Annotated in this window: 25 protein-coding genes; 13 read left to right on the plus strand and 12 right to left on the minus strand. The window is 34.4% G+C overall.

Translation table 11 applies throughout. From position 1 onward, the window contains the following. Positions 1-19 precede the first annotated feature (19 nt). The 7 genes from lpdA to EGI22_RS17210 all read left to right on the plus strand — a co-directional run bounded on the left by lpdA (position 20) and on the right by EGI22_RS17210 (position 8,203). Positions 20-1,420 (plus strand): dihydrolipoyl dehydrogenase, encoded by a 1,401-nt coding sequence (gene lpdA / locus EGI22_RS17180; protein WP_255069665.1) that lies wholly within the window; start codon positions 20-22, stop codon positions 1,418-1,420. A 281-nt stretch (positions 1,421-1,701) separates the two neighbouring features. Next, on the plus strand, positions 1,702-2,394 hold the full coding sequence (locus EGI22_RS17185) for a hypothetical protein (RefSeq protein ID WP_255069666.1): 693 nt from the start codon (positions 1,702-1,704) through the stop codon (positions 2,392-2,394). A 410-nt stretch (positions 2,395-2,804) separates the two neighbouring features. Continuing rightward, positions 2,805-3,305, plus strand: coding sequence for a DUF2165 family protein (locus EGI22_RS17190; protein ID WP_255069667.1), 501 nt, complete (start codon positions 2,805-2,807; stop codon positions 3,303-3,305). Between the two features lie 273 nt (positions 3,306-3,578). Further along, the gene (locus EGI22_RS17195) at positions 3,579-3,854 is read left to right on the plus strand and encodes a type II toxin-antitoxin system HigB family toxin (RefSeq protein ID WP_255069727.1); all 276 of its coding nucleotides are present in this window, start codon (positions 3,579-3,581) and stop codon (positions 3,852-3,854) included. Positions 3,855-3,870: 16 nt separating this feature from the next. Continuing rightward, positions 3,871-4,269: a type II toxin-antitoxin system HigA family antitoxin gene (locus tag EGI22_RS17200; protein WP_255069668.1), complete on the plus strand. Its 399-nt coding sequence runs from the start codon at positions 3,871-3,873 to the stop codon at positions 4,267-4,269. 262 nt (positions 4,270-4,531) lie between these two features. Further along, entirely contained in the window at positions 4,532-4,840 is a 309-nt protein-coding gene (locus EGI22_RS17205; RefSeq protein ID WP_255069669.1) for a hypothetical protein, read from the plus strand. Positions 4,841-5,002: 162 nt separating this feature from the next. Further along, positions 5,003-8,203, plus strand: coding sequence for an NPCBM/NEW2 domain-containing protein (locus tag EGI22_RS17210; RefSeq protein ID WP_255069670.1), 3,201 nt, complete (start codon positions 5,003-5,005; stop codon positions 8,201-8,203). Positions 8,204-8,248: 45 nt separating this feature from the next. Here the strand turns inward: EGI22_RS17210 and trxA are convergent, their stop codons facing one another. Together trxA and EGI22_RS17220 are read right to left on the minus strand one after the other, a co-directional pair. Continuing rightward, positions 8,249-8,551, minus strand: a complete 303-nt coding sequence (gene trxA / locus EGI22_RS17215; protein ID WP_255069671.1) for a thioredoxin — start codon at positions 8,549-8,551, stop codon at positions 8,249-8,251. A gap of 15 nt (positions 8,552-8,566) precedes the next feature. Further along, a complete protein-coding gene (locus EGI22_RS17220; protein WP_255069673.1) occupies positions 8,567-8,947 on the minus strand; it encodes a DUF983 domain-containing protein in 381 nt (126 codons plus the stop codon). Positions 8,948-9,141: 194 nt separating this feature from the next. Here EGI22_RS17220 and EGI22_RS17225 point away from each other — a divergent pair, with 194 nt between their 5' ends. Further along, positions 9,142-9,792 (plus strand): molybdopterin-dependent oxidoreductase, encoded by a 651-nt coding sequence (locus EGI22_RS17225; protein WP_255069728.1) that lies wholly within the window; start codon positions 9,142-9,144, stop codon positions 9,790-9,792. On the opposite strand, the gene EGI22_RS17230 is transcribed toward EGI22_RS17225, so the two are convergent. Then, complete coding sequence (locus EGI22_RS17230; RefSeq protein WP_255069675.1) at positions 9,783-10,613, minus strand: N-acetylglucosamine kinase; 831 nt, start codon at positions 10,611-10,613, stop codon at positions 9,783-9,785. The genes EGI22_RS17225 and EGI22_RS17230 overlap by 10 nt on opposite strands. Before the next feature lie 118 nt (positions 10,614-10,731). Between EGI22_RS17230 and EGI22_RS17235 the strand changes: the two genes are divergently transcribed. Then, positions 10,732-11,958 carry a pitrilysin family protein gene (locus EGI22_RS17235; protein WP_255069676.1) on the plus strand — a complete coding sequence of 409 codons (1,227 nt, stop codon included), beginning with the start codon at positions 10,732-10,734 and terminating at the stop codon, positions 11,956-11,958. A 56-nt stretch (positions 11,959-12,014) separates the two neighbouring features. On the opposite strand, the gene EGI22_RS17240 is transcribed toward EGI22_RS17235, so the two are convergent. The 5 genes from EGI22_RS17240 to EGI22_RS17260 all read right to left on the minus strand — a co-directional run bounded on the left by EGI22_RS17240 (position 12,015) and on the right by EGI22_RS17260 (position 15,875). After that, positions 12,015-12,200 carry a hypothetical protein gene (locus tag EGI22_RS17240; protein ID WP_255069677.1) on the minus strand — a complete coding sequence of 62 codons (186 nt, stop codon included), beginning with the start codon at positions 12,198-12,200 and terminating at the stop codon, positions 12,015-12,017. A gap of 137 nt (positions 12,201-12,337) precedes the next feature. Then, complete coding sequence (locus tag EGI22_RS17245; protein WP_255069678.1) at positions 12,338-13,849, minus strand: arylsulfatase; 1,512 nt, start codon at positions 13,847-13,849, stop codon at positions 12,338-12,340. Positions 13,850-13,900: 51 nt separating this feature from the next. Beyond that, positions 13,901-14,950, minus strand: a complete 1,050-nt coding sequence (locus EGI22_RS17250; RefSeq protein ID WP_255069679.1) for a ferredoxin--NADP reductase — start codon at positions 14,948-14,950, stop codon at positions 13,901-13,903. Between the two features lie 53 nt (positions 14,951-15,003). Beyond that, a complete protein-coding gene (locus tag EGI22_RS17255; RefSeq protein WP_255069680.1) occupies positions 15,004-15,411 on the minus strand; it encodes a barstar family protein in 408 nt (135 codons plus the stop codon). Beyond that, complete coding sequence (locus tag EGI22_RS17260; RefSeq protein ID WP_255069681.1) at positions 15,408-15,875, minus strand: ribonuclease domain-containing protein; 468 nt, start codon at positions 15,873-15,875, stop codon at positions 15,408-15,410. Before EGI22_RS17260 ends, EGI22_RS17255 begins: the two co-directional genes overlap by 4 nt. Positions 15,876-15,974: 99 nt before the next feature. Between EGI22_RS17260 and EGI22_RS17265 the strand changes: the two genes are divergently transcribed. Together EGI22_RS17265 and EGI22_RS17270 are read left to right on the plus strand one after the other, a co-directional pair. After that, positions 15,975-16,979: an NAD-dependent epimerase/dehydratase family protein gene (locus EGI22_RS17265; protein ID WP_255069682.1), complete on the plus strand. Its 1,005-nt coding sequence runs from the start codon at positions 15,975-15,977 to the stop codon at positions 16,977-16,979. A gap of 86 nt (positions 16,980-17,065) precedes the next feature. Next, positions 17,066-18,481, plus strand: a complete 1,416-nt coding sequence (locus EGI22_RS17270) for a tetratricopeptide repeat protein (RefSeq protein ID WP_255069683.1) — start codon at positions 17,066-17,068, stop codon at positions 18,479-18,481. Positions 18,482-18,536: 55 nt separating this feature from the next. On the opposite strand, the gene EGI22_RS17275 is transcribed toward EGI22_RS17270, so the two are convergent. Together EGI22_RS17275 and EGI22_RS17280 are read right to left on the minus strand one after the other, a co-directional pair. After that, positions 18,537-19,406, minus strand: a complete 870-nt coding sequence (locus EGI22_RS17275) for an arsenite methyltransferase (RefSeq protein WP_255069684.1) — start codon at positions 19,404-19,406, stop codon at positions 18,537-18,539. Between the two features lie 62 nt (positions 19,407-19,468). Further along, the gene (locus EGI22_RS17280) at positions 19,469-19,801 is read right to left on the minus strand and encodes a helix-turn-helix transcriptional regulator (RefSeq protein WP_255069685.1); all 333 of its coding nucleotides are present in this window, start codon (positions 19,799-19,801) and stop codon (positions 19,469-19,471) included. A 356-nt stretch (positions 19,802-20,157) separates the two neighbouring features. Between EGI22_RS17280 and rpsL the strand changes: the two genes are divergently transcribed. Next, positions 20,158-20,568 (plus strand): 30S ribosomal protein S12, encoded by a 411-nt coding sequence (gene rpsL / locus EGI22_RS17285; protein WP_255069686.1) that lies wholly within the window; start codon positions 20,158-20,160, stop codon positions 20,566-20,568. A gap of 112 nt (positions 20,569-20,680) precedes the next feature. Then, entirely contained in the window at positions 20,681-21,148 is a 468-nt protein-coding gene (rpsG, locus tag EGI22_RS17290) for a 30S ribosomal protein S7 (protein ID WP_255069687.1), read from the plus strand. A 109-nt stretch (positions 21,149-21,257) separates the two neighbouring features. Here the strand turns inward: rpsG and EGI22_RS17295 are convergent, their stop codons facing one another. Continuing rightward, on the minus strand, positions 21,258-22,166 hold the full coding sequence (locus tag EGI22_RS17295; RefSeq protein WP_255069688.1) for a PQQ-like beta-propeller repeat protein: 909 nt from the start codon (positions 22,164-22,166) through the stop codon (positions 21,258-21,260). 112 nt (positions 22,167-22,278) lie between these two features. Next, on the minus strand, positions 22,279-22,512 hold the full coding sequence (locus EGI22_RS17300) for a hypothetical protein (RefSeq protein ID WP_255069689.1): 234 nt from the start codon (positions 22,510-22,512) through the stop codon (positions 22,279-22,281). Positions 22,513-22,543 lie beyond the last annotated feature (31 nt).

Below are 22,543 nucleotides of genomic sequence, written 5' to 3' on the forward strand. Positions count from 1 at the left end.
AAATAAAAACAATACAAATATGCAATACGACGTAGTAGTGATAGGCTCAGGTCCTGGTGGATATGTTGCTGCCATAAGATGTGCACAATTAGGTTTTAAAACAGCCATAATTGAAAAATATAATGTAATGGGTGGAACATGCCTAAATGTGGGCTGTATACCTTCAAAAGCTCTTTTGGATTCATCTGAGCATTTTTATAATGCCACGCATCATTTCGAAGAGCATGGTATAACCACTGGAAAGATAAAAGTGGATTTATCTAAAATGATAGATAGAAAAGGCCAAGTTGTTAAAAAAATGAACGACGGGATATCTTATTTGATGAAAAAAAATAAGATAGATGTTAAAAATGGATTTGGTTCTTTTGTAGATAAAAATACTGTTAAAATATCGAAAGAAGACGGTTCGGAAGAGCAAATTACTGGCAAAAATATTATAATTGCTACAGGCTCTAAGCCAACTATTTTGCCTTTTATGAATTATGATAAAACCAGAATCATCACATCAACAGAGGCCCTTACACTGAAAGAATTACCAAAACATTTGGTTGTAATTGGTGCAGGTGTAATTGGAGCGGAGCTGGGTTCGGTTTATGCTAGACTGGGTTCAAAGGTTACTTTTGTGGAGTTTGCCGACGGTATGATACCTACCATGGACAAAACCATGGGTAAGGAATTGCAGAAGTCAATAAAGAAACTTGGAGCAGAGTTTTATTTCAATACGAAAGTGAGTTTGATAGAAAACTTGGGTAAAGAAGTAAAAATAACTGCTGAAGATAAAGAAGGCAAAAAAGTGGAGATATTAGGCGATTATTGTTTGGTAAGTATTGGCAGAAGACCATATGTTGACAATTTGAACTTGGAAGCAGCGGGTGTAGCTATAGAAAGAGGAAAAGTCTTGGTAGATGATCATACTTTACAAACAAATGTACCCAATATTTACGCTATTGGTGACGTAGTAAGAGGAGCTATGTTGGCACACAAAGCCGAAGAAGAAGGCGTTTTTGTTGCAGAAACTATTGCAGGTCAGAAACCGCATATCAACTACAATTTGATTCCAGGCGTAGTATATACTTGGCCAGAAGTTGCCGCAGTTGGTAAAACCGAAGAAGAACTGAAACAAGCTGGAATTGCCTATAAATTAGGATCATTCCCTTTCAAAGCACTCGGTAGAGCTACAGCCAGTGGCGATGTGGACGGATTAGTAAAAGTTTTAGCAGATAAAACTTCAGACGAAATACTCGGTGTACATATAATAGGTGCAAGAGCGGCCGATATGATTGGTGAAGCCGTAACTGCTATGGAATTTAGAGCATCTGCAGAAGATATCTCAAGAATTTCACATGCCCATCCAACCTATTTGGAGGCCATGAAAGAAGCCTGCCTCGCGGCCACAGAAAATAGAGCTATTCATTCTTAAAATAAAAAATCCGGTTCAACCGGATTTTTTTTTGGCCTCCGAGTTATGAAAAAGTATTTAGTTTAAGTTTATATTTTTTTTACCGCTCGTCGACTTGTTCCATAAGACGTGTCGAAGCTAGATAATGAGGATTTTCCAACGCTCAGAAAAAGTATTAAAATATATTTTTTCGGAATAAATATAAAATTTTAATATATATAGTATATTTAAATTGGAAATAGTAACTCAATTTGGATGAAATATAATTAATATAAGTGACCTTGAATTAAACACTTTCAGAAATGAAAAACAACAACAACTTAATTTACATACTCCTATTTTTTCCTTTTTTAGCTTTGGTTTCTTGTGAAAAAGGAAAATTACCATCCGATTTGAACGAGCCACCTAAAGTAATAGTCCCTAAAGATTCCACTCATGTTGTTGTATTACCACCATTAGATAGTTTAAGTACTTTTGTTACTGTTCCTGTTTCTTTGGGAATTGGCAATGTTGAACTTTTTTTCAGTCAAATACCAGGTGTAATAAGACCTGACTCCACACACATTTTAGGTAAAATTGGAATCAGAAAACTTGATACCACCAAATATGAAGCTAGGTTGTTTTTAGTTCAATTTTCAATTTATACCCATTTGCCTTCCGATTCTAAGTTTACAATTAAAGATTACTTTCGTCAAGATAATATTGCTACACCACTTGAAAATTTATTTAACTCAAAAAGCTCATTCTGGTGGTACTCAAATGACTATGATGCTACAAAAAATAATCCAATAGTAACTGAAAAGGGGCTTGATTTTTTAATTACAAAAACAAACAAATCTTTTCCGCAAAGCGTTGAAGGACATTTGCAGATATTTGCAAGAGTTGTTATTTATCCTAAGGGGAAAAGAGAATTTGCTGATATAATAACTAGATTAGAAATTTTACATGAATGGGATTCTAATAAAAAATTAGCTTTGCTAAGATTTACTAAATAGAATTTGTAATCAATATTTCTATTCAAATATATTTGCCACTTTCTGAAACTTTCCGCTCTTCGACATGTTCTAAAGGACATATCGAAGCTAGATAATGAGGATTTCCAATCCGAATAAAACTTATTAATCTTCTCTATAGTTTATGGCCAACTCTTTTTCCAAAATAATCGTCACAAAACTTTTCAAACTTGTGCTTTTTCCCATTCATTTATTTCAATTATACTGTTTTTAGTTTATTTTTAAAATTCAATTTCATTTTCTAGAGCTAATCTCGGTAGCTATCGGCACGTCATTCGCTCGTACTAATGAAGTAAATCCTGCAGAGGGAGAATTTGATGTTATTGGAAATTCCAGAATGTTTTTTATTTAATATATATAAGCCATATTTCCATTTTTCTAAAATATTTAAGATGAAAAAAGATTCTATTTTTGCTGTCCGATTGGTCAAAATTATGATGCTTGCAGGCATTTCAATTTTGGCCTTATTGGTAACAATGGGTAACATTACTGATTATTACTCGAATTTTTATTTTGTAGAACATGTATTAAAGATGGATACTACTTTTCCTCAGAATGAATTGAAATACCGTTCGATTCAATCAGCAACTGTCTATCATTCTGCCTATATTCTTCTTATTCTGCTTGAAGGTATTATGGCCATTTTTTGTTTTATAGGCGTAAGTAAAATGATTTCTAACTTAAAGAAATCAAAAGAAGAATTTCAAAATAGCAAGGTATTTGGCATTTATGGCCTTGGAATAGGTATCGTCATATGGTTTATTGGCTTCGAAGTAATAGGTGGCGAGTGGTTTGCCATGTGGCAAAGCACTCAATGGAACGGTTTAGGTTCTGCAGATCGCATCGTAACTTTTATTACACTCAGTCTTATTTTTATTTGCCAAAAAGATTAGAATAGAACAACCGCTCTACCATCGTTTTGGTGCCAGGCAAGTTTTATTTGCTATATCATTAGTTTTGAATAAAGGCTACACAAAGGCACAGCGTACATCGGTGTTTATTTCAGATCTAAACCGCTCTAAGATGGTTCTACCATCGTTGTAGTGTCAGGCAAGGTTTACTTGCTATTTCAACTTTTGCCTTACATCTAAAATTCTATTCCAAATAATTCTTTTTTCTACACTTCCCGAAAAGTGGAACTTTTGCTTTAAATTTACTGTACGAAGATATATAGTAAAGGAACACTTAGGAAATTTTGGGAACAATATCCTGATTCTAAGCCTTCTTTAGAAACATGGTATGCAATAATTGAGAAGTTGACCTTCAAAACTCCAGGAGAAATAACGTGTTTTTTCAAAGATGCAGATAGTCTTAAAAACAACCGTATGATATTCGATATTTGCCATACTAAGTATAGGTTAGTAGTCAAATTTGAATACCAATTTCAGTCTGCTTATATCAGGTTTATAGGAACTCATAAAGAGTATGATAGACATACATAACATTTAATAAAAAATTATGAAAACGCTTGACATTGACTTAGATACTATCAAAATCAAACCAATTACAAACGAGCAGGATTTTGAAGACGCAAACGACATTATCAATGCACTGATTGATGCAGATAAGGTGGAGGATCTTGAAGTAAGACAAAAAGCTCTTGAGATATTAAACGCTATCACAATATTGGCGGTAGAATATGAGAAGAAACATTATCCAATTCCAGCACCAGATCCAATAGAGGCAATCAAAGAACAAATGAAAATGCTGAATCTTTCACAAAAAGAGGTAGCTAAGTATTTTGGTGGAGAAAATCGGGTTTCAGAGGTTTTAAATAGGAAAAGAAGCCTAAGTCTTAAAATGATTAAGGAGCTACATAAAAACTTAGGTATTTCTGCTGAAGTATTACTTGCTTAGACAGTAATAATTGTTGTTCCGTTCATTGATGGTTCTACCAAAATTGCTATGTTGTCTTCAAGTTTTAATTGCTGAATCACCAGTTTTAAATAAATGACCAACAAATGTTTTAGTCTTAGATCGTTTTTGTTTTGGTTTTAAATCTAAATAAGAGTTGCTACCATCCCCCGATTTCTAAACAAAATGTTAATGTACGGCTTTGGTTATAATTTTATGCAACTTATACCGTCTTACTAACATCTTTGAAAAAAAACTTATCAAGATGAAAAACAAAAAAATATTTGCATTAACCAAAGTGGTGATTATCACTTTGTTGTTTTCTGTCAGTTTGAGCAGCTGTTTTTACGGAGGGGGACATTATTATAGATACGGTTATGGTCCAAGGTATTCACATGCAAGACCTTACTATGCACCTCAAAGAGAATACTACTCGAGAAATTACAATAACCACAGGAATTACAATAACAATAGAAATTATAATAGCCGTAGTAATCGTTATAGTCATTCAAATAGAAATAATTATTCAAAAAATCATCACGGTGCAAGGTCGAAAGGTCACGCAAGGCATTAAGTTAACTTTAGATTAAGCAATGGACGTGTAAATATTATTACACGTTCATTTTTTTTATTCTCACTAAAAATTTGCTTACCATAAAATAAAATTAGTTGGTAACTCTCCTTTTTTAAATTATTTTTGGTTTGAAACCATTAAGTAATTTAATATCACAACGTTATGCTTCAGAAGATTGGCTATTTTTTAGCTATTTTTTTAATTTTTACTTTTAAATGTTTCTCACAATCGCCTCCACAATTACCTGCTGGTTTTATAGCAGAAGAAATATCTACATGGGATGCCCCAATGGGGACCGTTTTCGATGGAAATAATAGAATGTATGTTTGGGAACGTGGGGGCAAAGTCTTTGTATTTCATAACAACATTAAAACGCAATTACTTGATATTTCAGAAGAAACCAATTCGCACCCTTCTCTTGGCTTGATTAGCATGGTTCTAGATCCAAATTTCTCGAGCAATGGTTACATTTATTTGTTTTATATTGTCGATAGGCATTATTTATTAAACTATGGAACGCCAAGCTATTCAGCTACCACTTCGGAAGTTGGGGCGACCATAGCAAGAGTGTCGAGGTTTACTTTAAACGCCTCAAATGGCTTTAATTCGGTTGTTCCAAATTCCAAAGTTATATTAGTGGGAACTACGAAAAGTAATGGATTTCCACATACTGGTACAGGACATTGTGAAGGAGATTTGAAATTTGGCTCGGATGGTTCGTTAATCGTAACATGTGGAGATGGTGCAATAAATGATGATTATGAAGACCAAGCTTATGCAGACCAAATATTATCCCAAGAAGAATATGACGCTAGAAGATTGTGGAGATGCCAGATTTTGAATTCATTGAATGGTAAAGTGTTGAGAATTAATCCTTCAAATGGAGAAGGGTATCCTTCAAATCCTTATTTTGAACCAAGTAATCCTTCCTCTAAAAGATCTAAAATATTTGCAAGAGGATTTCGTAATCCATTCAGAATTACCATGAAACCGGGAACTGGAGCACATCTAATAAGTGAAGGAAATCCTGGAGCTATTTATATTGGGGATGTTGGCCAAGAGACCAAAGAAGAAATTGATGTGATAACTACGGGTGGACAGAATTTTGGTTGGCCTAAATTTGAAGGTATGGATCATGTAAATATTTCTAATGCTACGTATGAACCTACCAGTTTTCAAAAGCCGGCATTGGAATGGGGCAGAACTGGTTCCACAGCAAGAGTGTTAGTAAACAATGTGGTGAAAAATTTCGGTTCGGTGGATTTTCCTTATACAAATTTTACTGGTAGTTGTGCTATAGGAGGGGTTTTTTATGAAGGTACAAAGTACCCTGAGGAATTCCATGATGCCTATTTTTTTGCTGATTTTAATGATCAATGGGTTAGGACTTTAAAATTTGATAACAACAATAACCCAATCAGTAAATCTAATTTTGGGAATTCTGTCGTTGGCTTAATTCACTTTTCTTATAATCCCCACGATGAATTTTTATATTATGCTACAGTTACAAATAAAGTGGTTCGCTTAAAGTATGAACCCAATGGAAATCAAAACCCAATAGCAAATTTTGAGGTTTCTAAAAAATTTGGAGCCTCGCCTTTGTTAGTTCAATTTGATGCATCCTCTACGATGGACCCAGATGGGGATATTTTAACTTATAATTGGAGTTTTGGTGATGGTGCTTCGGCGACTGGAGTTAGTCCAAGTCATACTTTTTATAGTACCGTGGGTGCTGCACCACAAGTATTTGAGGTGGTTCTAACTGTTTTGGATGGTCAAGGCGGAGTATCAACGTTTTCATTGAAAATTTCTACTAATAATACCCCACCCATTATACACTCAACTAGCGTAGATAATTTTGCTGTTTTTCAAAATTTAACGAGTCAAAACCTAAATTTGACAGCACAAGTATCTGATGCTCAGCAGCCAAATAATCAACTCTCCACGCTTTGGGAAGTTTACTTACATCATAATGATCATGAGCATCCATATTTTTCGCAAAGTGGTACGAGTCACAATTATTCGCTTTCTGGAGTTGATTGTGAACATGATTTTTATTTTTATGAGCTGATTTTTACAGTTACTGATTCTTATGGACTTACGACAAGAATGGTGAAAAATATTTTCCCAAATTGTGCCACTACTGACTTTTCCCCGCCAAGTTTTGCTAACTTAAAAGTTGAAAATTTTTCGCAAAATTCCTTTAAATTGAAATGGAATTCTTTAACAGATAACGATCAAGTGAAAAAGATCGAAATTAGAATAAATGGAATTTCGAATAAATTTATTGCAGGTAATTCTACGGAATTTACCTATTCCTCCGATCAAATATTAACAGGTAAAACGTTCGTTGCCCAAGTTATACCTAGAGACAATGCAGGAAATGCTACACCTAGTTCTGAATTAATCTTCCAGGTGCCAGTTTGCCAAGGATCTATCGGACAAGAATATATTTCTAATATAGTTCCACTGTCATCGTCTAATGGTTATGGGCCGTTAGAATTAGATAAAAGCAATGGGGAAGGATATGCAAATGATGGGCATCCAATAACCCTGAATGGCGTTGTATATCCAAAGGGTATCGGTGTTCATGCTAATGCTGAAATTCAATATAATCTAAGTGGGACTACTTGGGAAACCTTTCATGCAAGTATAGGTTTAGATGATGAAGTGAATGGCATAGGCTGCGGAAGTGTAACTTTTTCGGTTTATAAAGACAATGTTTTAGCTTATCAAAGTCCGACTTTTTATGATTCAACTCCTACGGTTCAGATTGATATTCCAATAAAAAACACCAATATATTAAAACTTGTAGTTGACGGAGCCGGAAATGGCTTATGTGGCGATCATGGCGATTGGGCTGATGCAAAATTTTTGTCCAATTGTACTTTTACAGATATTCTAGCACCCAGTACTCTTTTGTCGCTCTCTAAAACGAACAATAATACTGATTTTCAAATATCTTGGAATGCCTCCTCTGATAATATTGATAATTCAGTAGCTTACGAAATATATTTAAATGGAGTCTTGTTTCAAACTATCAATAGTACTGTTATATACATTCCAATTGCAAATGAAGGTAAGACTTTAACAATTCAAGCAGTAGACGACATTGGAAACAAATCAGTTTGTCAAACAATGGTTTTAAATACATGTCCGGCTGCTTTAATTCTATCGGCTGCTAATAATATTTCAAACCAAATAGACCTAATAAAGCAATCTAGCGGATATTTAATTGGTTTTAATTCTATTACAAATCAATCTAAAGTGCAGTATCAGGCGGCCAATTATTTAGAGTTTTTGCCTGGGTTTTATGTAGAAAATGGCTCTATTTTTAAAGCCCAAATTAGTGGTTGTAATTGAAAAAAGGCTTTTGGCTAATTATAAAAACTAGCCAAAAGTTTGCTTTTAATTTAAAAATCCATTGACAACTTGCTTCAATTGAGATAGTTGCAGTACTCCTGACTGACGCCATTTTTGTTGTCCGTCTTTGAAAATCATCATTGTCGGTACGCCAGAAATATTGTATTTACGCTGCAATGCAGGGTTTTTGTCAATATCTATTTTAATGATACGAAGCTTATCTCCCATATCACCAGCCAATTGTTTTAAGATAGGAGCCAATGCTTTGCAAGGTCCACACCATTCTGCAGAAAAATCTATCAATACAGGTTTTTCTGATTTTATTAATTCATCAAAACTTCCAGTCATCTTATTTGTATTTTATTATATTATATCTCTTTTTTCTGGCTCGTAAGCCACCATTATCATTAACCAAATCGACCTTGACATTCTGTAAATCCATCTTACTAACATAAAAGTAATCAGCAAATACACCATTATATAATATCTCCAATCGTATTTTTCTTCAAAAAACAAGTAATACCCGACTGTTGCAGTTACAAAAAGGGCAATGTTAAGCATATAAGAAATATACATGGCTCCATAAAAGAATCCTACCTCTTTTTCGTACTTCATGCCACAATTAGAGCAATGCTCTTTCATCTTAAAAAAACCTTTGAAAGAAAACAAATTGCTTCTGTCGTATAGTTCGCCTTCCCCACATCGAGGGCATTTCATTTTTACTGCTGATATTACTTTACCCATATAACACTTTTTTGGAGCAAAATTAGGCTTTTCTTCCGAATAAACCTTGTTTTCTTTATCAATAAATGAACATATATTCATATAAAATAATTCCTTAAAACCTATTAATTGTTTTTTTGTGTTTGATAAATACAATATATTTAAGAAAAATACAGAACGTGGAAGATAAATTAGAAAAAATTGTCGCTTCTAGAATGAGGCTTAAGGCGAGGTTTGAAGAAAAAATCAAAAATTCTCCATCTATTGCCGACGAAAAGCCAATGGGTCAAGGAGATCTAAATAGACACGGAATGCCAATTATTCCTGTTGGGCAAACTTTAACTGAAAAATGGCCGGTTTTAGATTTAGGTTATCATCCAAAAATTGAACTCAAAAATTGGAGATTGAAAATCGATGGTGAAGTGGAAAATCCTGTATTATTGACATGGGAAGATTTTATGAATTTACCCCAAACCGAAGATACCAGTGATTTCCATTGTGTTACCACTTGGTCAAAGCTCAATATGCCTTGGAAAGGCGTAAGTTTGATGGATTTGGCAGCATTGGTACAACCAAAAGACTCCGCTACGCATATAATGTGCTATGGATATGATACTTACACCACCAATGTGTCTATAGAAGAAGCCTTAAAGCCAGATGTTTTGCTTGCTCACACAGTTTATGATGAGCCTTTAGCACTTGAGCATGGTGGCCCGGTACGTATGATCACTCCACAACTATATGCCTGGAAAGGCTCAAAATGGATAAAAAGAATTGAATTTTTAGATAAAAACAAGAGAGGTTTCTGGGAAGAAAGAGGATACTCCAATACAGCATATCCTTGGCGAAATGACCGTTATTCTTGATGAAAGTTTACAAGACCATCAATTGGTTTTTCTATGATTTTGTAAATATTTATTTCATGATTTTGGCAAATTTCTTTTAAAATATCCTGGAAATAGAATGCGATAGAACCTACAAAGCCTATTTTCTCGTCTTTTAAGTTAGGGTATTTCAATAAATATTTTTGAAAAAAAGCTTCGAAAGATTTTTTGACTAAACTTTTACAATATTCAAATTGGAGGTTTTCGAAAATAAAATAAGTGTAATTAGCAAAATATTTATTGGGTAGAGCTTCTTTATAAGACTTTGTCATTATAGTTACTCTTTCAATTTTGCCGTATTTTTCTTCGAATAAAGTTCTGATATCTAAAGGCATTTCATTATGTAAATAATCTAATATTAGGCTTTTTCCTAAATGTCCGCCACTTCCTTCGTCTCCTAGCCAAAAACCTAATGGCGGGATTTGGAAGCTGATTTCCGAACCATTCCAAAAACAAGAATTTGAGCCTGTTCCTAAAATGCATGCAATTCCTTCATCGATTCCAAAAATTGATTTTGCCGCAGCTATTACATCAGAATAGGTATAAATGTCAACTTTATAACCTAGTGCATTTAATATTCCTTTTTTGATTATTTCTGATTTTTCTTGGTCAGTTACGCCAGTTCCATAAAAATGGACTTCTTTAAGATTCTCGATTTTCGATATCCAAGGACTTATTTCAGCTGAAATTCTTTCAGCATCTACAAAATATGGATTTAAACCTATTGAAGTGTAACAAGTTTGGTCTTGGTCCAGCAGTCTCCAGTCTGTTTTTGTCGAGCCACTTTCAGCAATTAATATCATTTTCTATTTTTCTAATTTCAAAGATATTAATAAAAGCGGAAACTGTTTTTTGATTATTTTGATTTAATAATAAAAACCACCGTACCTTTGTAAATTGTTTTCGGAAAAATAATAAAGAATGTCTGAGTATCAGTTATATACATTGCCCAATGGCATACGCATCGCACATAAAAATGTTCCCAACACCAAAATTGTCCATTGCGGCATTATGCTTGACATAGGCAGTCGCGACGAAAGGCCTGACCAGGCTGGCTTAGCACATTTTTGGGAACACATGGCGTTTAAAGGCACGCAAAAAAGAAAAGCTTATCATATTATCAATAGTTTGGAGGCAGTAGGAGGAGAGTTAAATGCCTACACTACAAAAGAGAAAATATGTTTTTATGCTTCGGTTTTGGATAGTTATTTTGAAAAAGCTGTAGATCTACTAACAGATATTACCTTTAACAGTGTTTTTCCTGAAAAACAGTTAGAAGTAGAACGAGGGGTAATTTTAGAAGAAATGTCGATGTATTTAGACTCTCCTGAAGACGCAATCCAAGACGAGTTTGACACAGTGGTTTTTCCAAATCATTCTTTGGGAGTTAATATTTTAGGTACCACCGAAAGTGTCAAAGGTTTTAAAAGAGAAGATTTTCAGAAGTTTATTGATGAAAATTTAGATACAGAAAAAATCATAGTTTCGATAGTTGGAAATCTTGATTTTAAGAAGGTGGTAAGAGTAGTAGAAAAGTTTTTGAGAGATATTCCTTTGAAAAGAACCTCAAGAATTAGGACTTCGCCAATAGAATATACTGCTACAAAGCAAATCCTTGAAAAGAACAATAACCAAGCTCATGTAGCCATAGGCAGACCTTCTTTTGCATTGAATCATCCAAACAGATTGCCTTTCTTTGCTTTAGTAAATCTTTTGGGCGGACCTGGAATGAACAGCAGATTTAATCTGAGCCTTAGAGAAAAATATGGATTGGTTTATCAAATAGAGGCTGGTTTTACTTCTTATTATGATTCGGGAATGTTCGCTGTATTTTTTGGGACTGATCCTCAGAATTTGAACAAAACGCTAAAATTAGTCGACAAAGAATTGTTAAATCTTAAAAATAAGTCCTTGGGTTTTATTCAGCTAAAAACATTGAAAGAGCAATTAAAAGGTCAACTGGCTATGTCGGAAGAAAGCAAACAAGGTTTTATGTTGATGATGGCCAAAAGTCTTTTGGATTTAGATAAAGTGGAGCCTTTAAGTAAAATATTTAGTGATATAGACAATATCACAAATGCTAAACTTTCTGATTTAGCCAATGAGATGTTTGACGCAAATCATTTATCTACTTTAATATATAAATAAAAAAGGCGACCAAAGGTCGCCAACGGTTTTTTACTTCGGGGTTCTAAAATATCTTTTTAACCTAAAAAAACGCTCTTTTTAAAAAGTATTGGACTTTCGTATTTGAATGTCCCAAAGTCATCATCAGTTTTGGTAGCTTTAACTACTTTGGCTGATTTTTTCTTTTTGTGTTTAGGCTGTTTGGAAAAGGAGGCAAATGGAAAGGCAAAAATTAATGCAAAAACAATTAGTTTAAATTTCATAGTTTTGGAAAGTTAAATTTAAGACTATCCAAAACAATTGAAGTCACATCATTTTTTTAAAAATAAGATAATAGTATTTTAAGGTCTTGTAAACGAATTGGTTATGGTTTTTGAATTTCATTATTTACCTTAATTTTTTACTCTAATTTATCCCCCAAACTTTCCATTCTGAATTTTAACAATTGTGATTGTGTGTGATTTTGCTTAAATATTTGCTCCACTTTTTTTATTATTTCAGGGTTTTTCTCCGAAATGTCATTTTGTTCAGTTATATCCACAGATAGATCATAAAGTTGTGTTTTTACAATTCCTTTTTTCAAATCTGTTCTAACGGCTTTCCATTTTCCCATTCTAATGGCTTGTTGTCCACCAGTTTCAGGAAACTCCCAATAGAGGTATTCGTGCTGTTTTTGTTTTTTGTCTAATAGTGTAGGTAAAAAACTTATGCCATCATTTGCAGGTATTTTTATTTTTAAAATATCTCCAACAGTTGCCATAACATCATAAAACGAACTTATATGGTCGCTTTCGGTCCCTTTTTTGATATTATCGGGCCAGGTAGCTATCATGGGTACTCTTATCCCTCCTTCATAAACAAATCCTTTTCCTCTACCATATTGTTCCTGAAAAGGTCCACCAGACTTAAAATATTCAGGTTGTACGCCACCAGCATAGGATGGGCCGTTGTCGCTTGTGAAAATTATCAAAGTATTATCATATTCGCCTGTTTCTTTAAGTTTTTTTACCAATTCGCCCACTTGTTCGTCTAGATAAGATATCATGGCAGCATAAGTTGCTTTGGGTGATATGTTTGGGTAATATCCACCTTTGGTATAGGGTTCCTCTTTGCCGAGTTTGTTTTGATAATATTTCACCCATTTCTGTGGTGCCTGAAGTGGCACATGGGGAAGGGGAGAAGCATAATACAATAAAAATGGCTGTCCTTTGGTATTTGATAGAAAATCCATGGCCTTTTGATGCATCACTTCTGGGGCATAGTCGTTTAGGTTATAATCTGCATAACTTTCCGGTTTGTAGGGGTCTAAATCTGCCGCTAGATTTTGATGAATATCAATGAATTTATTGTTCAGCTTGTATTTTTCTTCATTTTCCCAAAGATGCGTTGGGTACAAAGTATGTGCTTGTCGTTGGCAATTATAACCAAAAAAATAATCGAATCCTTGTTTGTTAGGTGTGCTTTCAGTTTCAGGAGCACCAAGGCCCCATTTTCCCACTAGAGCTGTTGTGTAGCCATTGTTTTTTAGAATTTCTGCTAATGTTACAATGCTATCTGGTAGTGGTCTTTGTCCTTCAAGTTTTGGGTTTTCTTCCATGGCTTTTAGTTTCCAAACCTCTCCGCGTTCTGCCCATTCGTCGTTTCCTCTTATGTAGGCATGCCCCAAATGTTTGCCTGTCAGCAAAACACATCGAGACGGGGCACAAACGGGAGCACCTGCATAGTGTTGCGTAAACTTCTTGCCTCCTCTTGCTAAAGCGTCTATATTGGGTGTTTCAATGATTTTTTGACCATACACACCAAGTTCACCGTAGCCAAGGTCGTCAGCTAGGATGTAAACAATATTAGGTTTCTTGTTTTTCTGAAAAGAAAAAATAGATAGGGTAAGAAGAATAGCAGCAATTAACCTCATTTTGTTGTTTTTTAAAACAAATTAAGGCAAAAGCACTAATTCTCCAAAATCTTAGTCGATTTCTATTACCACGCCCTCGGTCATGGGATGTGAAACGCAGGTAAGAACATAGCCTTGAGCTATTTCCTTGTCGGTTAATCCTTCTTCCTCGTCCATCCTTATTTTGCCCTCAACACATTTTCCCAAACAAGCTGTACACATGCCTGCTTGGCAAGAATATGGCAAGTCAATATCGAGTTCTAAAGCAGCTTCCAGTACTGTTTGATGTGGTAAAACATCAAAAGTGTGAGTTTCTCCGTCGTATTTTACGGTGATAGTTTGTTTTTTAAGTTCTTCGCCAGCCTCAGTTGGTTCATCTATCATCGGTGCGTTGAATCTTTCGTAATTAACATGGTCTTTCGGCACATCATACAGGTCAAAAATCAATTTTACCTGATCCATCATTTCTTCAGGACCACACATATAAAAATGGTCTTTTTTGAAATCTACTCCTACTTCTTTGAACCAAAGCGTGGTATTTGCTTGATTTATTCTGCCTTTTTCGCCTACCCACGTACTTGAAGGTTGGCTTAAAATGTGTTGAACAATAAACCTCCCAGCATATTGCCCTTCAAGTTCTTCTATGGCTTTTTTGAATATTATAGATTCCTCATTTCTGTTGCCGTAAATGAGTTTTACTTGTGTGTCAGCTTCAGTTTTTAATGCAGTTTTTGCTATTGAAATTAATGGCGTAATGCCGCTGCCAGCTCCTATGAGTATGATATTTCGATTTGGATTCTCTTCTGTTTCAAAATGAAAAGTACCCATTGGTTCTATTATTTCTAAAAAATCACCAGCGTTTACATGGTCATTTAGATAGTTGGAAACTATGCCATTTGCTACTCTTTTCACGGTGACTATTACAGCAGTGTCTGAAGCAGGAGAGCTTGACATTGAATAGCTTCTTTTGACTTTTTTGCCGTCTTGGGTAGGAACGGATATGGTTATAAATTGTCCAGCTTTGTATTTTATTTGTTCGTTTATTGGGTGCCAAAACGAAAGGCTAACTGTATCCGAAGTTTCTTTTATTACCTCTTTTACCTGCAAAAAGAATGATTTCATTTATTTTTATTTTTTGAAATATAGATAAATCTACATTTTTATTTAACCGATTTTTAGAGAAGTTTGTTCAATAGATTTTCAATCCTCTCGCTTTTGTCAAAACCAAATAGTAAAGATTTTTTTTCGTTTTCAGAATTTTCGTTGTCTATCCATTTCCAGTCTTCGCAAGTGGCGTCCAATAAATCTAGTAAGGTAAGGATTTTAGTTTCGTTTCTTTCTTTTTGTAAAAAGCTTTCTGAGTTCGAAAAATAAATTCCAATTTTCTCATCTTCTATCCATGACAAATCATTGAGAAGTTCGTCAAGAGAATCTAGATTAAAGCCAAAATAGTCTGGAAAGTCCATGGTTTCGGCTAAAACTTCATAGAATTCTCTCAAAGTTGAAACTCTTTTAGCGTCAATTTCTAAAATGCCGAAATCCTCGGGAAATTCTTTAATTGTACAAATAGATAGATTATTCATTTAATTTTTTGAAAAGATTGGTAGTGGTCATTTGTATAATATGCTGCTTCATTATCGCCCGTAACTAAACGTTCAGTTCCGCGATTTTTACCTTCTTTATGCGGATTTACATCCCATTCTTGGTAGTTTATCCTTTTGCCACTTTCTGTCTGTTTTGGTAAAAGTTTCTCTAAATTTTTGAATTTTCGCCCTCCTTCGTATCCGTCAGGGGCTTGTTTATTCTTTTTTACATAATCTAAAACCTCAAATACTTTTGAAGGAATATTACCTGATTTATAATCCGATTCATATTTTGAATCTTTGATTTTGAGCTCCTCTTTTTCTGTGTTTTTAGTATTTTTTAGTATTTCAGAGGAAGAACTTTCATTGATATTTTCATTTATATGGGAGGAATTATTTCCCCAAATATATCCAATACCGATGCCTACTAAGAGAATAAGAAGATAAACAAGTCTATTGTTCATTCTTGAATTTTTGATTTGAATATGCAAAATAAAGGCAGAAATTCTATTTATGGCTCAAAAGAAAAACAATTTGCTTTACTTTTGTAAAAAAAAACGCATATGGTAGTATTGATTACCGGCATTACTGGTTTGGTGGGTTCAGCTGTAGCCAAAGAATTTCTTTTAGGAGGTTTCCAAGTAAAAGCTCTGGTGAGATCTTTGGCTTCTGTTCCTTTTGTTAAAGCTATTTCAGAGAAAATCGAATGTGTGGAAGGTGACGTATTAGATGTTTTTTCTTTGGAAGAAGCCATGAAAGGTGTCGATTATGTGGTGCATGCTGCCGCCATGGTCTCATTTGCTCCGAAGGACAGGGTCGAAATGCAGAAAATTAACATCGAGGGAACGGCCAACGTTGTCAATGCCTGTTTGGTAGAAAATATTAAGAAATTGTGTTTTGTGAGTTCTATTGCCGCATTTGGCCGACCTGGGCACGCCGTAATCGAAAAAATGGGCGAAATAGAGATAGATGAAAACCAAAAATGGGAAGATTCGGAGACAAACTCTACCTATGCTGTTACCAAGTATCAGTCAGAATGTGAAGTTTGGCGTGGCCAAGCGGAAGGTTTATCCACCGTTATAGTTAATCCTTCCATAATATTGGGTGAGAGTGATTGGCACAAAAGCAGTTCTCAGCTTTTTAAATATGTTTTTGATAAAAAACCTTTTTTTACTCCAGGTTATCTTAATTATGTAGATGTAAAAGATGTGGCAAATTGTATAGTGACTTTAATCAAATCGGACATCGAAAACGAACGTTTTTGTCTTTCAGCGGGTTTGGTTTCCTATAAAGACTTCTTTGCTGCTATAGCCGAGAGATTTAAAGTTTCGGAGCCTAAAATTGAAGTTAAGCCTTGGTTGATGGGAATTATTTGGAGAATAGAGGCTGTAAAGTCTTGGTTTACAAAAAAAGCACCCTTGATTTCGAAAGAGACAGCCAAAACGTCACAGCTTAGGATTTTTTATAATAGTGATAGAATTCGCAAGAAAATCAATTTCGAATTTAGGAGTTTAGACCAAACTTTAGACAGAGTTTGTGCTTATATGGCGAGTACCCAAAAGCCCTAAAAATTTTATAATTCATCTTCAATTTGGATTTAATACCAAATGTATTATCTTTAAATGAAGATTTAACCATATTAACCTTATTTCGCATGAATCAAGACTACAGCGAGCACTTTGATGAGTTTAATGAGGCTACCATAGCCGACGCAGCGAAAAGGTTTGAAAATATGCTAATAAAGAGGGAAACGCCCTATTTTAGCGAGGAGATTTTTGAGTCATTGGCCGAGTATTATATGCTCAAAGGCAAGTTTGACCTTGGTATGAAAGTCTGTAACTACGGCTTGAAACATTATCCGCACTCTTTGGATTTGATTCTAAATAAAACCCAGATTCTAATTAATAAATTTGAGTTAGAGGAAGCTACCGAATTGTTGGATCAAGCGAGTATTTTTCACCCATCAGATACCGAAATTGAATATTTCAGAGGTGTGATTTTTATGTGTTCCGGCGAAAATGAGGAAGCACTTGAAGTTTTTAGAAACATATTGCCATTAGCTCAGGAAAAAGAAAATGTGTACTTTCAAATGGGCATGGCTCAGATCAGCGTTGGTCAGGTAGACCAAGCTATTGAATCGTTTCATGCTGCTATAGAATGCAATTCTAAAAACGAATTGGTTTATAATGAGCTTGTGTATTGTTATGATGTACAGTCGATTTTGCAGGAAGGAATTGATTTTTTCAATAAACTTATTGACACCGACCCATACAATCAACTGAGTTGGTTTGCTTTGGGACAATGCTATAATATTCTGAATCTTTACGATAAAGCCCGTGATGCTTTTGAGTTTGCGGTAGCTATAGAAGGTGATTTTGCATCAGGATGGTACAATTTGGGGCTTAGTCACATGAATCTTGAAAATTTTCTAGAAGCAAAAGATGCATTCGCCAATACTTTAAGATTTGAAGAGCCTTCGGCAGAAGTTTTAACGCACTTTGCTGCTGCCCATGAGAAGCTCGAAGAATATGGTGAAGCTTATAAAAATTACAAAAAAGCATCTGAATTAGATGAGTTTTGGGACGATGCTTGGTTTGGTATGGCCTCGGTGCTTTACGAACAAGAAAAGTATTTGGAGTCGATACATTTTGTAAAAAAAGCTATAAAGCTAAATGACATAAATAGTGATTTTTGGCTATTATTGGCAGATAATGAGTCGAAACTAGGAAATGCAATCTCCGCAGATGAATCTTATAATCGTTCGGCTGATTTGGATCCTATTAACACTGATATTTGGTTGAATTGGTCTCTTTTGTATTTTGAGCAAGAAAACTACCAAAAAGCTTACGAAGTAGTGAATGAAGGAATTGAGGAAATTCCAGATGATGCCGATTTGTATTATAGAGCTTGTATTTATTTGCTGTACGATAGCAGTTTCAACGAAGCCTATAAATATCTGCAGGAAGCCTTAATCTTAGATTATGATAAGCATGTGCAATTGTACGATTATTTCAGTAATCTTGATACGCTGAAAGCATTGCAAAGGATTGTGGATCAGTTTAGGAAATAGGTTTTAAAACATAAAAAAAGAGGCATTTGGATTGTTCCAAATGCCTCTTTTTAATTTAGCAGCAACAATTCGGGCCACATTCTTGTTTTTCTTCGGCTTTTTTCTCCGCAACTTCTCCTGTTGGTTTTGATGCAAAAACTGTCACACTAAATATTCCCATTTTTGAAGCTTTAAAATCATTCAATTGTTCCTCTGAAAGATATTTATTCAAAATGTCATCAGGTATTACGATTACTTTTTCTTTTTGTAATGTAATATTTTCGAAACCATTTGCTTCTATCAAACCTAGGTATTCATCTTTCTGAATCGCACCAGAAACACATCCAGCATACATTTCTGCATCATGTTGTAATTCTGCAGGTAAATCACCAATCAAAACCACATCCGAAATGCTGAAATGACCACCTGGTTTTAAAACTCTTTTGATATCTTTCAAGACTGCGTTTTTGTTTGGAACCAAATTCAAAACACAATTGCTCACCACTACATCTGCCACATTATCTGAAACAGGCATGTTTTCAATGTCTCCTTGTCTAAACTCTACATTGTTAAATCCTCTGATTTCGGCGTTTATTCTTGCTTTGTCCAACATTGCAGGAGTGAAATCTATGCCGATTACTTTTCCAGTAGCTCCCGTTTCAGCTCTAGCCACAAAACAATCGTTTCCAGCACCACTTCCTAGGTCTATCACGGTATCGCCTTCCTTGATTTTAGCAAACTGCGTAGGTAAACCACATCCTAAACCCAAGTCAGCGTCTGGATTATAGCCATCTAGTTGCGTGTAATCATCGCTCATAATATTGTAAACCTCAGTAGAACATCCACCAGCTCCACAGCACGACGACATATTGGTTTCTTTGTCTTGAAGGGCTATTTCGCTGTATTTTTGTTTTACTATCTCTTTTAATTCCTCTTCTGTTTTCATTTTTGTATATTTAGTTTATGTTTTTTAATCGTTAAAATGCGATGTATTATTTATTTTGCTAATCAACAACATTTAGATTGACTACTATAAAAGCTCGTAAAAAGCTCTTCTATATAGTCTTTTGCATTTGTAAGTTCTTCTGGATTAATGCAATAGCATACTTTCGCTCCTTCTATGTCGCCTTTTATTAAGCCGGCCTCTTTGAGTTCTTTTAAGTGCTGGGATACAGTGCTTTGCGACAAGGGAAGTTCTTCAACAATATCACCACAGACACAAGCTTGTCTTTTGATTAATAATCTCAAAATAGCCACTCTGGCAGGGTGAGACAATGCTTTTGCATATTTTGCTAGCTTATTGTCTTTGATAGTAAACTCTTCATTTTTTGTAATTCCCATATCGAAATTTTAATTCTATCGTAAAATTACGATTAATATTTCAATTATCAAAGATTTAAAGATTTATTTTGAATTTCAAATGAAATCCAAATTCATAAATTGATTTTTAGGTAAGAAAATAGCAATCGATTTGTATGTTTTTTGTAGGTATTTTAGGAAAATAAATTGAAGATTTTTTAAAAAGTATTGTTAGTTTGACTATGAGCATCTATTAAATACCTAAAAAGAAGCGGTCTATGATTAATAAATGCTTAAAACTTTCTCTCAAATTTTTTATTTTACAAAATATAATCTTACCTTTGCAGTCCGAATTTTCGGAAGATAGTATTTATTTTATTAATTTTTAACAGTTTACAATGCCTACTATACAGCAGTTAGTAAGAAAAGGAAGAGAGACATTAATGTACAAGTCGAAATCTCCGGCATTGGATTCTTGCCCTCAGCGTCGTGGGGTGTGCACAAGAGTTTATACTACTACACCAAAGAAGCCTAACTCGGCTCTTCGTAAAGTAGCTCGTGTACGTCTTACAAACCAGAAAGAGGTGAACGCCTACATTCCGGGTGAAGGTCACAATTTGCAAGAGCACTCTATCGTATTGATAAGAGGTGGTCGTGTGAAAGACTTACCAGGTGTTCGTTATCACATCGTTCGTGGGGCATTGGATACAGCCGGCGTAAACAACCGTAAGCAAAGTCGCTCTAAGTATGGTGCAAAACGTCCTAAGCCAGGTCAGGTTGCAGCTCCAGTAAAAGGTAAGAAAAAATAACAAGAAAGTCTTTATAGGGCCTTTTAGGCACATATAGGGGAAGTAATGTTTGGTATTACCGAATGTGAATTAGTTTAAATCATTAGACGAAACCTTCTTAAAAATTTAAGAAATGAGAAAATCAAAACCAAAAAAACGTTACGTACTTCCTGATCCAAAGTTTAGGGATGTATCTGTAACAAAGTTTGTGAACAACATGATGTACGATGGTAAAAAATCCCTTGCTTATGGTATTTTTTACGGTGCATTAGAGATTGTTGAAAAACGTACTAGTGAAAACGGATTAGAGATTTGGAAAAAAGCGTTGAACAACGTTATGCCAGCTGTAGAGGTTAAAAGCCGTAGAGTGGGTGGTGCTACTTTCCAAGTGCCTACTGAAGTAAGAGCTGACCGTAAGCAATCATTAGGAATGAAATGGATGATCAACTACGCTCGTAAGCGTGGTGAGAAAACCATCACTGAGCGTTTAGCTGGCGAGATCATCGCTGCATCTAAAGGTGAAGGTGCTTCGGTTAAAAAGAAAGACGATACACACAGAATGGCAGATGCAAACAAAGCATTCTCGCACTTCAGAATGTAATCTTTCAAACCAAGATCTTAAAGAAACCTCTCAACTTGAGAGGTTTTTTTTATGGGTAATTTTATTGTAGTAAAGTCACCACTAGAACGTTGTATTTCTTCCTTATAATCTATTGAATGATTAGGAGGTCTTCAAAAATATGTAAAGTACCACCTTGGGTTAAAACAAAGAGCTTATTATCATGGACTTGAATTTCTTTAATCCAATAAGAACCTTCTTCAATGGATATTTCAGAATGCCAAACTAGGTCTTTTTTCACTAGATCTAAAATCCCTACAGAAGCTATTCCTGTTTCACCTGCATAACTGACAAAGTAGAAATAATTATCAACAATTACATTATCAAGAATCCCTCTCAAAATTCCAATATTTAAATCAAATGGTTTTAGAACTTCTTGGTAATTATTTATAGTAATTTCAAAAGTATCAGGATTAAGTGTAGTAATGGTATAATCATTATTTATATACAATAGCCCGTTCGCAAGTTTCATAGAACCTCCAATCTCGTTTGTATGATTTACCAGTTTACCAGTATAGGCATCTATGGCGTAAATGCCTGATTTAGAATCATCGTAAAGAGAAAAGAATAGTTTATCTTGATATTCTATGATTTCTCCATAATGTTTAATTGAATCCCTATCTAACAACTCTAAGAGGCTTATTTGGAACGTAAGCGAATTTGTGTTTACATCGAAAGTTGAAAAATTCAATCGGAATAATGAAACTAAAAATTTATCATTTAGAAATCTTGGGTTTATTAATCTATGATCCAAAACATTTAAGTTAAATTTATCATCTAAAAAGAAGAATATTACTTTTTCTATATCAAGATCAACAACCTTAAATAATGTAGAATTTTTGTTTTTTAAAATAAACGTTGGAGCAAGGTTAGAAATATTTTCGATATTTTTAATTCGATATTCCTTAAGATCTAAATAATTGAAAAACCTATATTCACCTATATGAATATAATTGTTCCATTCGAATAAATAGTTCACAGTGATTGATAATTCTTTCACAATGGTAAAGTCTCGAAATATTTTAATTAACCCAGAATCCCTTATTATTAAATAGTTTCCTACAACTACGAATTCCTGAACCTGATTAATTTTTTGACACGGTCTTATCTTTTTATTTGAAAATTCCATCGAAAGAAGAATTTAAATTTGAAATTAATCTGTCCACAAAGTTTTGCTCAGTCATGAGCAGATCATCTGGAAATAATTGTTTAGCTTTATTAAATCCTAAATTAATCAATGCCGCTCTTCCTGCCACAGATTCCATATAAGTTTTTGCAGTAGCCTTACTCAGTTTGTTCCCCTTAATTCTCCACTGCAATTTATCAAGAGATGTAACAGAAAACAAATCCCGTTGGATGAATTGAGAAATAAAGTCG

Origin of the sequence: Lacihabitans sp. LS3-19 (assembly GCF_024343575.1) — a bacterium.
Taxonomy (GTDB): domain Bacteria; phylum Bacteroidota; class Bacteroidia; order Cytophagales; family Spirosomataceae; genus Leadbetterella.